Source organism: Chryseobacterium indologenes (assembly GCF_001295265.1).
Taxonomy (GTDB): domain Bacteria; phylum Bacteroidota; class Bacteroidia; order Flavobacteriales; family Weeksellaceae; genus Chryseobacterium; species Chryseobacterium indologenes_A.
The window spans coordinates 260,772-275,026 of the sequence record NZ_LJOD01000003.1 but is presented as its reverse complement, the minus strand read 5'-3'; the positions used below and the strand labels follow the sequence as shown (position 1 = coordinate 275,026).

Sequence of the window (14,255 nt, the reverse complement as noted above, 5' to 3'; positions counted from 1 at the left end):
TTATTACAGCTGAACCAGCTCAGTCACTTCTACATCATATCCTCCAACCTGAGGCTTGATATTCGGATTCTGAGTGATTACTTTGAATTTATTGATTCCCAGATTTTTCAGAATCTGTGTTCCGATTCCGTAATCTCTGTAGTTGTACGCTAAAGTAGGGTGCTGCTCCTGCCCGTCCTGATAGTTCAGGAACTGTTGAAGCTTTCTCAGCGTATTTTCAGAGTTGGAGACGTTGTTGATGAAGATAATAGCTCCTTTTCCGGCTTCATTCACCATGTTGGTCACTTTTTCCAATAAAGGTTTTTCTCCGTTATTCAGTCTGGTCAGAACGTCAAAATAAGAATCAGAAGACTGTACTCTCACCAGAACAGGCTCGTCAACCGTCCACGTTCCTTTTGTCAAAGCAAAATGAATCTGGTCGTTTGAAGTTTCCCTGAAAGCAAAGAAATCATAATCACCGTAAGCTGTTTTCACTTTTCTTTCCTCTATTCTTTCGATCAGGTTACCCTTTTTAAGCTGATAATGAATCAGGTCTTCAATGGAAACAATCTTCATATCATGTTTCTGTGCAAAAGCATAGAGATCCGGTAACCGTGACATGGTTCCGTCCTCATTCATAATTTCGCAAATCACTCCTCCTTCTTTCAGTCCGGCAAGATGGGTTAAATCAATCGCAGCTTCTGTGTGTCCTGCTCTTTTTAAAACCCCTCCTTTTCGGGCACGTAGCGGGAAGATATGCCCTGGTCTCATAAAGTCTGTAGGTTTAGACTTTTCGTCCATCAGAGCTAAAATGGTTTTGGCTCTGTCACCAGCAGAAATTCCGGTAGAAGTCCCGTTTCCAAGGAGATCAACCGATACGGTAAAAGCAGTTTCTTTAGGATCACTGCTTCTGCTTACCATTACTTCAAGGCCTAATTCATCACATCTTTTTTCAGGAAGCGGCATACAGATCAGCCCTCTTCCGTGAAATGCCATAAAATTGATAATTTCCGGCGTTGTCAGTTCCGCTGCGCAAAGAAAATCTCCTTCATTTTCTCTGTCTTCATCATCTACTACTATGATTATTTTACCATTTTTAAGGTCTTCAATAGCCTCTGGAATAGTATTTAATTTAATCTCAGACATGTTTACTTTTTATTTGTGCAAAGATACTCATAAAAATAAGCATCTGCCAATTAATATAAAGGGTTTGTTACGCTTTGGATAATGAGTTTGCCGCCTCTCTGAAAATCTCATAAGACCGCAGCCTTTTATGATGATCATAAATATGGGAATTGATGATCAGTTCATCCACATTGAATTTTTCCTGAAAATCCCTGAGTTTTTGTTCAATTTCAGATGGATCTCCGATAAAAGTATACCTCAGCTTCTGAAGCACCATTGATTTTTCCATTGGGGACCAGATCTCATCCATATCATCTACCGGCGGAGCAAAAGGTTTCCTGTCATTTCTTACAATGTTGATAAATGCCTGGAATAAGGTGGTTGATATTTTATGGGCTTCTTCGGAAGTTTCTGCAGCCACACCATTTACACATGCCATGATATAGGGCGCATCCAGTTGTTTTGAAGGCTGAAAATGTTCTCTGTAAATTTTAAATGCCATTTCCATCTGCTCCGGAGCAAAATGCCCCGCAAAGGCATAAGGCAGTCCTAATTCTGCGGCCAGCCATGCACTGTCTGTACTTGATCCAAGGATATAGAGCGGAATATCAAGCCCTTCCCCCGGAATGGCACGAACCATCGCATCTGAATTTCCTTCAGAAAAATACCGTTGTAACTCCAGGATCTGTCTTGGAAACTGTTCGTTAATGATGGCAGGATTTCTGCCTAATGCCTGAGCGGTAAGCCCGTCAGTTCCCGGGGCTCTTCCCAGTCCCAGGTCTATTCTTCCCGGAAAAAGAGATTCCAAAGTTCCGAACTGTTCGGCAATGACCAGTGAGCTGTGATTGGGAAGCATAATTCCTCCTGATCCTACTCTTATTGTTTTTGTTCCGTTGGCAATAAATCCAATCAGGACGGAAGTAGCCGAACTGGCAATACTTTCCATATTATGATGTTCTGCGAGCCAGAACCTTTTATAATGTAAACTTTCAGTATGATTGGCTAAAGACAAGCTGTCCTGAAAGGTATCATGAATGCTTTTCCCCTGCTTTACCGGTGCAAGATCCAAAACAGAAATTTCAAAATTCTTCATATTTTAAATTTTAGGTTTAAAACCAAACAAATTTAAAGCTTAAAAACTGTATTAGTTACTTTTTGTAATTAATAAAACCGATTGGTCAGTTCATGGAAAAACTATTGGAAAAGTTTTAAACATTATCTATAGTTTTTATAAATGAATTTTAATAAAAATTTAAAACAATGAAAAATATTCTAGATTACTTTTTAACACACACATTTTATACATTTTACAAAATATCAATTAACAACAAAATATAAATATAAAATATCATTATTTCATTAAAAATCAAAAATAAATATTAAATTCACACAATAATACACATTTAAATAAATTATCAAAACCATTAAAAATATTATTATGAACAAAAGCTATCAAAAGTTTTCAGCAAAAAAAACAATCTTTACAGGTTTTATGATTGCTGCAATTTTAACATCCTGCAGTGGAAACAACGAAGAACCTGTAACGGAGGTACAGACAAACACCTCTAATATTGAAAATATTAAAAAAGGAAAATTGAATGGCCAGACCATTACTTATGAAAGAAAAAACGGAATGAACTTTTTCCAGGGAGACATTGTACTATCTGACAAGCAGCTATCAGAGGGCAATTCAGAAAAAAAAGGAGGAGCCACCTTGTCAAGATGGCCGGGAGGTGTGGTTTATTATACTGTTGTCAACAATATGGGTACTATTAACGCAGATAAAATTGATATTGCAGTGAATGAATATAATAACCTAACCAATGTTCAATGGGTCCCACGTACCAATCAGCCCGATTATGTTGAATTCATCTTTGGAAGCCCTTTTGGATCGGATGGATGGGCCGCTATTGGGTATCAAGGAGGAAGACAATATATTTCACTGGATCAGCATATTTCTATAGAATCCATCATACATGAAATGGGACACGCTATAGGACTTTATCACGAACATGCCCGCCAGGACAGAGATGATCATATTACTATTCTATGGGAAAATATTAGGGAAAGTGAATACCATAATTTTGAGATTTATGATTCAGGCATAGATATAGGCCCATTCAATATTAATTCAATGATGATGTATTGGCCACATTCCTATTCAAAAAATGGGCTCCCTACTATCATAAGAGCTGACAATACTACTTTTACCTACAACAGAGTTGGTTTTACAGAGGGAGACATCCTTACGATCAATGCAATGTATCCTAATTTTTAAATCCGGACAGAGAAAATATAATTCAGGCAGGAAAAGAATTTTTATGAATTCTTTTCCTTTTTATAATTATAATGATTGATCAGAATCCTGATCTCATTGAATTCAAAATGGCTTGGCAGTGCATTTTTCCACTCGGACAGTGTTTCATGGGGATTTCTATAGAATTCTGTTTCAAAAGTTTTAATTTTATCTGAGGTAATTACCCTCGCAATATCCAGCAGGCCCTGCTCGGCAAACTTCGCCAGATGGCCCATAACGGTTTCTTTCACCAGTCCTCTTTCCAAAGCAATTTCACCGATAGTCTTTCCCTGCTCAAATAACTGGAAAGTAAGAACCTGGGAAGGAACCTTGGCAATTTTCATGCTTACCTCCTTATCATTTTTTTCATCTAAAAGTTTAGTTTCCAGCAGATAGGCTTCTTTCAGGCTATTCAGGTACTCTTCAATATCTTCCAGCCAGTTCCTGAACTCCTCATTATACTGCTTCAGTCCTTTTGCTCCTTTAATCTCGGCATAAAATTCTTTCAGCGGATTAAAGACCTTATCACGGATCTCAACGAAAAAGAAGTTAACGGCTCCTTTGGTTTTATTTTCAATCTCAGACCATTCTTCTTTCTGTTCAATAAAATTGCTGACCTTCTGGGAGATGACTCTTTCCAGCTTTTCAAAAATTTTTCCGAGATTCACAATTTCATGTTTCAACTGAACATACAGCTGATTGGTTTTAACATGATCTATATTTTTTGTGACCACAGACAGCTGGTTCCAGTCTTCCACTTCTTTCAGAAACCATAAGCAGTTTACCGTACGAAGCACTTTTCGGATGCTGTAATCATATTTTTCTTTATTCAGGATGGCTTCTACATTATCATTGGCAAGCGTATTACCCTGAAACTGAAGAATCCTGTTATCCTTAAAAATAACATCCGGAGTAATCCTGGATTTTAAAACAATGCCTTCCAGTGTACGGCATCTCGATAAAGCAACATATACCTGCCCTGCCGTAAAACTTTTTCCGGCATCAATAATCACTTTATCAAAAGTAAGTCCCTGACTTTTATGAATGGTAACCGCCCAGGCCAGCTTGATCGGGAACTGCTCAAAGCTTCCCAGTACTTCTTCCTGGATGTTTTTTTCAGTATCGAGGAAGTATTTTTTTTGTTCCCAGACTTCTCTTTTTACCGTAATTTCTCTTTCGCTGCCGTCCAGAATTACTTTAATTTCGTTTTCATCCAGTGCTGAAATTTCACCCAGTTTTCCGTTAAAATATTTTTTTTCTCCGGAAATATCATTCCTGATGAACATCACCTGAGCACCGATCTTTAATTCTAAAAACTGCTCATTCGGAAACTGGTTTTCTTTAAAATCACCAAAGAGTTTAGCTTCATAAGTGCTTGGCGTTACTTTAATTTCAGCAAGCTTTTCATGGTTAATCTCATCCGCCATTTTATTGTGAGAACACAGGTAAACGTAAGACTCGTTTCCCATTTCAAAATCGGGATCATACCTTTCATTGAGAAGATCAAAGTCTATGTTCGCAGTATCTCCGTCACGGATGGCATTCAGAATTTCAAGGAATTCCTCGTCAGATTGTCTGTACACTTTTGTTAATTCAATCGTCAGAAGAGGAATATCTTTTACTGCCAGGCTATCGAAAAAGAAAGGAGAATCATAGCACATCTTTAAAATATGCTCATCCCTTACCACTGGCGGAAGCTGGTAAAGGTCCCCGATGAACAGCATCTGAACCCCGCCAAAGCGCTGGTTATTTCTTCTTATAAACCGCAGTGAGAAATCCATCATATCCAGAACATCGGCTCTGAGCATGGAAACCTCATCAATAATAAGAACCTCAATTTCTCTTAAAAGCTTAAGCTTATCTTTTCTGTACTTGAAATGAGGCATCAGATCGGCAATATTATTCGCCAGGCTTCCGTCAATACGGTCTGTAGTGGGTAAAAAAGTTCTCAAAGGCAGCCCAAACATGGAATGAATGGTTACTCCTCCTGCATTAATAGCGGCAATTCCCGTAGGAGCCACTACGATATACTTCTTCTTCGTCCTTTTTACAAAATCATTGAGAAAGGTCGTTTTGCCGGTTCCTGCTTTCCCCGTAAGAAAAACACTTCTGTTGGTATGCTCTATTAAATCAAAAAAATGATTGTTCATCGCTTCAAAAATACGGAAAATGAATTTGATTTTCTTACCTTGGCATAAGTTTTGGAAATTCTCAGACAGAACGTATTTTTTTATGAAAAAAGTTATCAGCCATATCCCGATATTATTATTTTGTGCTACAATTACACTAGTTTCCTGTAATACATCTAAAAATGCGGGGACCGATCTTCCTAAAGATATCGCACAAAGACCTGCTGATGAAGACAGTCAGAGATATGATCAGGCCCAGCTGGATAAATTAAAAGCATCCATAGAATCTGAAGCATCCGCAAAATGCTCCAATGCCTCTGAATGGACTTTTGCCCCGATGGGAGCAAAAGCCTGCGGCGGACCAATGCTGTATATTGCCTATCCTAAAAAAACAGAGACTTCCATTCTTCCGAGAATCAATGCCTATACAGAAAAGGTAAAAGCATTTAATGAAAAATACAACATCACTTCCGATTGTATGATGGTAATGCCTCCCACTGCTGTTAAATGTTCCGGCGGAAAGGCAATTCTCGTCACCGAACAGCAATAAAAAAGAAAAAATCAAAGCAAAGGTTATATATCCCGTTGAATCATTCAACAACAAACTCGCTCAGGAGTTTATACTAAGGATTAAAACGAAAGCTCCGTCAATTGACAGAGCTTTTACTTTTTTATATAGGTGCTGTAAGGTTTATACTTCAGTACTATCCTTCCACTTCTTTTACATTCTCCTTATACCATGAAGAATATTTTACATAATTATCTGCAATCCTGTTCACTTCTCCTTCAAGCAGCTGCGCAGAGATATCTTTAATTTTTTTTGCAGGTACTCCTCCCCAGACTTCTCCGGATTTAATATGGGTTCCCTGGGTAACTACAGAACCGGCTCCTACAATAGAATTTTCTTCTACCAGACAGTCATCCATCACAATAGCTCCCATTCCAATCAGAACGTTGTCTTTTACTGTGCAGCCATGAACAATGGCATTGTGGCCAATGGAAACATTATTCCCGATATTCAATGGATGCTTCTGATAAGTACAGTGCAGCATAGCATTATCCTGTACATTCACCTTATTCCCCATTTTAATGTAGTGAACATCCCCTCTGATCACGGCATTATACCAGATACTGCAGTTTTCACCCATTGTCACATCTCCGATAATGGTTGCTGTTTCCGCCAAAAAAGTTCCCTCACCAATCTGAGGCGTTTTTCCTAAAAGTTCTTTTATGATTGCCATAATTTTAATTTGATCATTTAAATATCTATCAATTTGAAAATACAATTCTTCTGATCCCGGATTATTATTTGAAATGCGATGAATTAAAAAATGGCATCCTTTCCATTCCTGCTTCTTATTTTAAATAACTGTGATAGCAAAAATCTAAATTCAAATCTCTAAGTTCTAAATTCTAATTGCGTATTTTTGTATCTCAAATTTAACGAAAAAATGCGTACAATACTTATAGAACCAACCGAAAACCCGAAAGTGATGAAATTTGTTGCAGATTACAATCTGATTCCGGGATCTTTAGAGTTGGACAGAAGTTCAGATATCTCAGAAATTCCATTGGCACAGGAACTTTTCAATTATCCTTTTGTGGAAAGAGTTTTCATTACCGCTAATTTTGTAGCGGTAGCCAAACAGGATACTGTTGAATGGGAACATGTGGCAGAAAGTCTGAAAAATGTTATTGAGGATGAATTACTGGCCAATCCTAGAATTTATCTTCAGAAGAAAAAAGAAATGTACCAGATTTATGCTGAAATGACTCCTAATCCGAATGTGATGAAATTCGTTTCCAGCAAACTACTGATGGATGGTTTCGTAGAGGTTAAGTCCAGAGATGCAGCGGCAGATGTTCCTTTGGCTCAGGCTGTATTTAATGAGTTTAATTTTGCTAAAGAAGTTTTTATCTCCGATAATTTTGTAGCTGTAACCAGAGATAATTCTGTGGAATGGCATGAAGTGATGATGGCAGTCCGTGCTTTGATTGCTGAATATCTTCAGAACGGCGGGAAAATCTCAAATCTTGAGCCGCAGAAACATGAAAATCCTGTTGAAAAAATCATCAACAGAGACTATACTGAAGATGAGCAGAAAATTTCCGATATTTTAAATGAATATGTAGCCCCTGCTGTAGAAAACGACGGTGGAAAAATTTCACTGATGGAATATGATCAGGAAAATAAAACAGCCAAGATGCTTCTACAGGGAGCGTGCTCCGGATGTCCGAGCTCAACGGCTACTCTGAAGAACGGAATTGAAAATATTCTGAAACAGTTTGTTCCTGATCTGGTAGAAAGAGTGGAAGCCGTGAATGGATAAGCATTCTGCGCTTAAGCTAAAAAACCGTCAATTCAATATTAACTGAAATATACACCATTAAAAATAGAAGTTTTGCAGAAAGAATCCCGAAATTCAAAAAAAGGAATTTTATTGGTCAATTTAGGATCGCCAAGATCTACGGCAGTAAACGATGTAAAGGAGTATCTTGATGAATTTTTAATGGATGAAAGGGTGATTGATTACCGCTGGATTTTCCGTGCACTTCTTGTTCAGGGGATCATCCTGAAAACAAGACCTGCCAAATCTGCCGAAGCCTACAAAACCGTCTGGACGGATGAAGGCTCACCGTTGATCTTTATTACGGAAAAAATCCGGAAAAAGCTTCAAAAGCTGGTAGATGTTCCTGTGGAAATCGGTATGCGATATGCACAGCCAAGCATTGAAGCAGGAATTCAGAAGTTGGCGGATCAGGGAGTTTCTGAAATTGTTCTTTTTCCTCTGTACCCACAATATGCGATGAGTACAACGGAAACGGTTATTGAAAAAGCAGAAGAAGTACGGAAAAAGAAGTTTCCTGCCGTAAAAATCAATTATATACAGCCTTTCTATAACAGGGATATTTATATTAACTGCCTGGCAGAAAGTATTAAGGAAAAACTCCCTGAACATTTTGACGCCCTTCAGTTTTCTTATCACGGAGTTCCTGAAAGGCATATTTATAAAACAGATCCGTCAAAGACGTGTAAAATTGATGATGCCAACTGTATCAACAGCCAGGTAGATACTCATAATGCTTATTGCTACAGGCATCAGTGTTATAAAACTACTGAAGCTGTAATTGCTAAAATGGGACTTCCAAAAGAAAAAACCATCGTTTCATTTCAGTCAAGGCTTGGTAAAGACAAGTGGATTGAGCCCTATACCGATGAAACTTTAGAAACGATTCCTAAGAAAGGGATTAAGAATCTTGCGGTTGTCTGCCCGGCTTTCGTTTCAGACTGTCTGGAAACGCTGGAAGAAATCTCAGTGGAAGGAAAAGAACAGTTTCAGCATGCAGGCGGCGAAAACTTCCATTACATTCCATGTCTGAATGATGAGGACCGCTGGATAGAAGTCGTAAAAACCCTTTGTGAAGAGAAATTAAATGATTTTTATCTGGTTTAAAATACAAGGAACTGTCAAATAGTACAGTTCCTTTTTTTATTTCCAGGCTATATTTTCTGAAGTTATTGGTGAAAATATTTTTGATTATTCAGCTGTTTTCAGGACTAGTCAATCAAAGTTCTATTTAATCCCGACAGGCGTTCTGAATTCCCCGTACCCCATCAGCCCGTCATAGCTTCTTCCGAAAGGTGCATAATATAAAAATGCCTGATAGAGGTTTTCTGTCTGCCAGAAGTTTCCGTTAATCTCACCAAAATTAAGGCTTCCGTTACTTTCTTTAGTGGCCAGAATGTAATTATAGAACCCTTGTTTCAGGAATATTTTAGCCACATATTTTTTGCTGGCGGCATCGTACTGCATCTGGTTTTCTTTGGAGGGAGTGAAATTATTGAAACCACCCAAAACATAGATCTCTTTATCTACAGGATCAGAATCCAGAGAGAAATAAACCCACGAGTAATCTGCTTCCCGGTCAGCATTTCTTTCCAGTCCAAGATCATTTCGTCTGTAGTACCAGGCACCGTTTACATCCGGCTGGTACTGGTAATTAAGAGGAAAAGCCCAGACGGAATGCAGATAGGTCTGGTTGACTCCGTCTTTTAATTCCGTGGCACGAACCATGTCCGCTGCCATATTCATATTTTTATTATCGAAATAATAGAATTCATTGTTACCAGGGAAAGTAAGGCTCATCTGCTGGAAAAGCAGCTGGTTTCCTAATGTAGTACTTGGCTTCAGATTATTGACCGTTACATTCGGATTGTTATTCTGCATCACATTGAGAGACATAGAATTTACATTGGAGGAAAGATCTCCTCCTTTTGAAACAACTTTTGCTTCTACCCGCTGGTTGATATTCGGATTTTTCGCATCAGCAATTCTTGAAATATTCAGTGCTATGGTAGCCGCATCTTCCACCACATAAAATCTTCTTTTAAAAAGAGGTCTTTCAGCAGAATCTTTATAAACAATCAGCTCAAAATTTCCGGAGATTTTCGGCTGCATCTTATCATTCGGAAATGTCAACTTATAATGGGTATAAGGCTGAATGGTATTGAAGGAATACTGGAACTGATCCAGCAGCCCGTTCAGGCTTCCGGTTGCAAATTCCGTAAAGAAAAGATTATCGTCATTCCAGTTCCGGTCATAATGCTTGATGGTATACCGGTAAATTTCGCTTGCATTGGTAAGGTCGTCAAATCTGAGAACCAGCTGTTCGCCGAATTTTATAACCGGAGTTTCATCATTAGTCTGAGGGTTAAACAGCTGGATGCTCTGGATGTTCTGCCCAAAAGCCAGCCCGCTCAAAGAAAGTAAAAGTATGCGCAAAGTTTTCATTATGACGAAGATAACGAAAAATCGGGATTTTCTTAATAATATCGTACTTTTGAATAAAAAATATCCAATATGCTTCAGATTCAAGGTTTCGTATTCAATTTTGCAAGCGAAAACACTTATATCCTATACAACGAAAACAAAAATGCATGGTTAATTGATCCCGGAAATATGAGTCCACAGGAAACCCAGGCCATTGATCATTTCATCACAGAAAACGGGCTGCATATCCAGAAAATTCTTCTGACCCATGCTCATATCGACCACGTTTTGGGACTTCAGTGGGCTTTTGATAAATTTAAAGTTCCGGTTTATCTGCATCAGGAAGATCAGGAAGTACTGGATATGCTTCAGGCAAGCGGAATGAGATTCGGGATGAATATTGATCCTGTAAAAGTAGAAACCCAATATATTACTGAAGGTGAGGAACTTGATCTGGACGGAGAAAAATTTAAAATCTATCATGTTCCGGGGCATTCTCCGGGAAGTGTGGTCTATCACAACGAAAACCAGAAATTCATCATCTCCGGTGACGTCCTTTTTGAAGGCAGCATAGGAAGAACAGATCTTTATAAAGGCAATTACGAACAGCTGATTGACGGCATCAAAACAAAACTTTTCATACTGGATCCTGAAACACAGGTTTTCTCAGGCCATGGAAATCCTACGTCAATTGGTTTTGAAAAGCAGTATAATCCATTTTTTAAGTAAAAAACTGAGTCCGGGTTAAGGAATTTAGAAATAAAAAGGCTTAAGGAGCGGATCAGATTACAGAGAAATTAAAAAACTTAAGAAAACCCGCTAAGGGGAAAAGTATTTAAAGAAATGGAAAATTCAATAAAAATAGGGAGTCATTATTACGATCTGAACATCAAACATTTCTGTTTTGAACGGGAACAGTCACTCAGTTATATCAATGATCTGCCTCTTCTGAACCAGTTTCCTAATCTGACATCTGCCAGTTTTTCCTGTTCAAATCTCAATGACGAAGGGTTAGCTCATATATCCGATTGCTATAAAATTGAATATTTGGATGTACAGGACACTGAAATTACCAACGAAGGGATAAAGCATCTCAAAAACCTGAACAATTTACAATACCTCAGGTTAAAAGAAAATTCACAGCTTACCAATGACTGTATTCCGGATCTGGCAGCATTAGATTTTTTACACGACTTGCAAATTCATGAAACATCAATTAATGAAGAAGGGCTTAAAAAATTTGTTGCCCTGAAAAATTTAGAATTTTACTGCTTCCTGGAAAATATCTGCATTGACGTATGGAATAACAATTATACATTTGAAGGACTTTTAGATATATCAAAAAAAATTCCTGACTGCGCTATTTTAGCAAAGGGTAACGGAGAATTCCTTAACGGTACATTTGATGGAGAGTGGCGTCGTTAGAAGATGGAGTAAAAAGATAAAACCGTCAGCACCTGGGTGCTGACGGTTCCTGTTATAAAGAAATAGAAGTATTAAAAATCTAAAGTAATAGAAGCTCTCGCAGCAGCCCCCAGAATAGGTCTGGCCATTCTGATATTGGTTCCTGTTATGGTCTGGGATCTCGGATCTCCTTCTGTAATTCCAATGGTATTAAAGATATTGGTTCCGTCTACCGCAAAGCGTATATTTCCAAGCTGGTAAGACATTCCGGCCCCGAATTCTGTGAAAGAGGGCAGAATATTATCAGCTGTATTGCCTTCATTCTGGAAACGTTTTCCATAATAGTTCATGCTTACATAGGTCCTCCACTGCTTGGTAATATTCACCGCCGGAGAGATGTTGAAATAGAATTTAGGCATTCTTCTTACGGTGTTTCCGTCATAGTCAAATGTAGTTCCGTCTGCATTTCTTCCTGTAAAATCCTTGTATTTCGGGTTCTGAATAGTTCCGTTGAAGGTCACCTCAAGAATATTATTGAAGAGTCTTGTATATCCTTCAATCTCTACTCCAAGGTTGGTGGTATTGGCAAATTTATTTTCAGAAGTTCCGTCTGAGAATACATCGGTGAATGAAAGATCTTTAAGGGTAGAGTAGAAAGGAATAACTCCGATGTCAAAATTTCTGGAATAATATTTATATCCTATTTCAAGCTGATTGGTACGAACGGGCTTGATCTGATCCAGATTTGCCATATTGTTATAGTACGCTTCTTCATTCGGAGATCTGAAACCATGGGAGAAACGGGCATATACCGCATTTTCTCTGTTGATCTTATAATTCGCGGCCATAGTATAGGATACCTTGCTGATGTCATAATACCAGTATGTATATTTATTCCCCAGAACGGCCATATTATCATCGGCAGTTGTAGTTGCAAAGCTGTGGGTTCCGTCTGTGGTCAGGCCTGAATTATTCAGATTGGCTGTTGTGGTATTTACACCGTATCCTTTATAGAAATCACGGCTGTAACGGATTCCTCCGTTGAAGCTTAATGCGTCCGTAAAATTGTAATCCAGGTTTAAATAAAGGTCATTCAGACTTCCCTGAATCTGTGAATCCCTGATCAGGAATGACATATCTTTAACCCCGTTATAGGTTTGGGAATATCCGACATCTGAAGGATTGAGTGAAGGATTAACAAGGTTAAGCAGCTGAGGCCTGTCCGTAACCGTCGTTAAAATATTACTCCAGTTCCAGTACTGATGAGATTTCCAGTTTGATTTATAGAACCCCGCAGTCACATTACCTTTATCGAATTTATAATTAAACTGAAGATCATTCACAAAATTATTCATCTGTTTGTCAATCGCCCAGAATCCCAGCTTCTGAATATATTCCGGATTAACGATAGCACCGGTGCTTACGAATGAATACTGATAGCTGCTCATACCCAGTCCGCCTGCATATCCGGATGCCAGCTGAGGTGCTCCTGCCGGAAACATCCCCGTATATTCCATATTGATGTTGGTGTATCTGGTTTTATTCAGAACGCTGAAATTATTTCCAAGATCATATTTAAACTCGGCTCCTACGACGTCAACTTTCGGATGGATTCCGTTTTCAAGATCTCTTTTAAAGAATCCGCCTCCCGCCTGAGGAATGCTCAGCTGACCGATTGCTCTGTAGCTGTAAGTACCGTAATTGGCATCAAATCCGGGATATTCTTTCAGTTTATCACCATCCTGGGTTAAAGGAATCGGAAGATAGAACGTATTTCTGTCATCCAGCTTTTTATAATATATTTTTGCATATCCTTTATCAAATACGTATTTCAGGTTCATTCTGATCTGTCCCCCGTTATTGGCCTTAAATCCTGTTTTCCTGATTCCGTCATCTGTTCTGTAGAAGCCTCCTACATTAAAGAACAGCTTATCCTGGATCAGGGCTCCTCCTACATTCAGGTCGGTACGCATCAGGCCATAAGTTCCTGTTTCCAGCTTAGCAGTTCCTTTAAAATTATTGGTTCCTTCTTTGGTAATAAAATTGATCAGACCACCCGGGGAGTTGTTGGCATAAATAGATCCGGAAACTCCTCTCAGTGCTTCCAGGCGGTTCACCGTATTATCTACACGGAAGAAATTATCTGCATTGGCAAACTGAAGGGCCCCATCTTCAAACACCGGAAGCCCGTCTTCCTGTACCTGAACAAATTCATAGGCTCCCGCAGAAGGAATTCCTCTTGCAAAAAGGTTGTTTCCCACTTCACCACCCGATGTTTCCACAGCAAACCCCGGAACTCTCTGCAGTAAAGCTGCGGCACTGATCGGGTTCTGCTTCTGGATCTCTTTGGCTGTAAAAGTTGAAATAGCCGTACTGGATTCTATTTTCTTTTTTGGGCCGGAGTTCCCGGTAATAACGATCTGGTCTATCGAAGAGGTTTTGATGGAATCCTGCTGGGTTTCCTGAGCATACACATTATTAAAATAAAGTGAAGCGGTGGCCACCATTAAAAATATCGATCTTTTTTTCATAGCACATGATTTTTATAGA

Annotated in this window: 12 protein-coding genes; 6 read left to right on the top strand and 6 right to left on the bottom strand. The window is 38.8% G+C overall.

What is annotated here, in order from left to right; all coding sequences use genetic code 11:
- Nucleotides 1-3: 3 nt before the first annotated feature.
- Nucleotides 4-1,125, bottom strand: coding sequence for a 3,4-dihydroxy-2-butanone-4-phosphate synthase (gene ribB, locus AOB46_RS07325; RefSeq protein WP_062697808.1), 1,122 nt, complete (start codon nucleotides 1,123-1,125; stop codon nucleotides 4-6).
- A 67-nt stretch (nucleotides 1,126-1,192) separates the two neighbouring features.
- A complete protein-coding gene (locus tag AOB46_RS07320; protein WP_062697806.1) occupies nucleotides 1,193-2,197 on the bottom strand; it encodes an LLM class flavin-dependent oxidoreductase in 1,005 nt (334 codons plus the stop codon).
- A gap of 345 nt (nucleotides 2,198-2,542) precedes the next feature.
- On the opposite strand from AOB46_RS07320, the gene AOB46_RS07315 reads away from it, so the two are divergent.
- The gene (locus tag AOB46_RS07315; RefSeq protein ID WP_062697804.1) at nucleotides 2,543-3,382 is read left to right on the top strand and encodes a M12 family metallopeptidase; all 840 of its coding nucleotides are present in this window, start codon (nucleotides 2,543-2,545) and stop codon (nucleotides 3,380-3,382) included.
- Nucleotides 3,383-3,423: 41 nt separating this feature from the next.
- Here AOB46_RS07315 and AOB46_RS07310 read toward each other — a convergent pair whose 3' ends face one another.
- Nucleotides 3,424-5,550: a helix-turn-helix domain-containing protein gene (locus AOB46_RS07310; protein ID WP_062697802.1), complete on the bottom strand. Its 2,127-nt coding sequence runs from the start codon at nucleotides 5,548-5,550 to the stop codon at nucleotides 3,424-3,426.
- Nucleotides 5,551-5,632: 82 nt separating this feature from the next.
- Between AOB46_RS07310 and AOB46_RS07305 the strand changes: the two genes are divergently transcribed.
- Entirely contained in the window at nucleotides 5,633-6,079 is a 447-nt protein-coding gene (locus AOB46_RS07305) for a hypothetical protein (protein WP_062697800.1), read from the top strand.
- 154 nt (nucleotides 6,080-6,233) lie between these two features.
- Here the strand turns inward: AOB46_RS07305 and AOB46_RS07300 are convergent, their stop codons facing one another.
- Nucleotides 6,234-6,770, bottom strand: coding sequence for a gamma carbonic anhydrase family protein (locus AOB46_RS07300; RefSeq protein ID WP_062697798.1), 537 nt, complete (start codon nucleotides 6,768-6,770; stop codon nucleotides 6,234-6,236).
- A 210-nt stretch (nucleotides 6,771-6,980) separates the two neighbouring features.
- On the opposite strand from AOB46_RS07300, the gene AOB46_RS07295 reads away from it, so the two are divergent.
- Together AOB46_RS07295 and hemH are read left to right on the top strand one after the other, a co-directional pair.
- Nucleotides 6,981-7,859 carry a NifU family protein gene (locus tag AOB46_RS07295; protein ID WP_062697796.1) on the top strand — a complete coding sequence of 293 codons (879 nt, stop codon included), beginning with the start codon at nucleotides 6,981-6,983 and terminating at the stop codon, nucleotides 7,857-7,859.
- Nucleotides 7,860-7,931: 72 nt separating this feature from the next.
- Nucleotides 7,932-8,984 carry a ferrochelatase gene (gene hemH / locus AOB46_RS07290; RefSeq protein WP_062697795.1) on the top strand — a complete coding sequence of 351 codons (1,053 nt, stop codon included), beginning with the start codon at nucleotides 7,932-7,934 and terminating at the stop codon, nucleotides 8,982-8,984.
- 120 nt (nucleotides 8,985-9,104) lie between these two features.
- On the opposite strand, the gene AOB46_RS07285 is transcribed toward hemH, so the two are convergent.
- Nucleotides 9,105-10,322, bottom strand: coding sequence for a type IX secretion system plug protein domain-containing protein (locus AOB46_RS07285; protein ID WP_062697793.1), 1,218 nt, complete (start codon nucleotides 10,320-10,322; stop codon nucleotides 9,105-9,107).
- A gap of 69 nt (nucleotides 10,323-10,391) precedes the next feature.
- On the opposite strand from AOB46_RS07285, the gene AOB46_RS07280 reads away from it, so the two are divergent.
- Nucleotides 10,392-11,030: an MBL fold metallo-hydrolase gene (locus AOB46_RS07280; RefSeq protein ID WP_062697791.1), complete on the top strand. Its 639-nt coding sequence runs from the start codon at nucleotides 10,392-10,394 to the stop codon at nucleotides 11,028-11,030.
- Nucleotides 11,031-11,144: 114 nt separating this feature from the next.
- Entirely contained in the window at nucleotides 11,145-11,726 is a 582-nt protein-coding gene (locus AOB46_RS07275; protein WP_062697788.1) for a hypothetical protein, read from the top strand.
- A 71-nt stretch (nucleotides 11,727-11,797) separates the two neighbouring features.
- Here AOB46_RS07275 and AOB46_RS07270 read toward each other — a convergent pair whose 3' ends face one another.
- Nucleotides 11,798-14,236 carry a TonB-dependent receptor gene (locus AOB46_RS07270; protein WP_062697785.1) on the bottom strand — a complete coding sequence of 813 codons (2,439 nt, stop codon included), beginning with the start codon at nucleotides 14,234-14,236 and terminating at the stop codon, nucleotides 11,798-11,800.
- Between the last annotated feature and the right edge of the window lie 19 nt (nucleotides 14,237-14,255).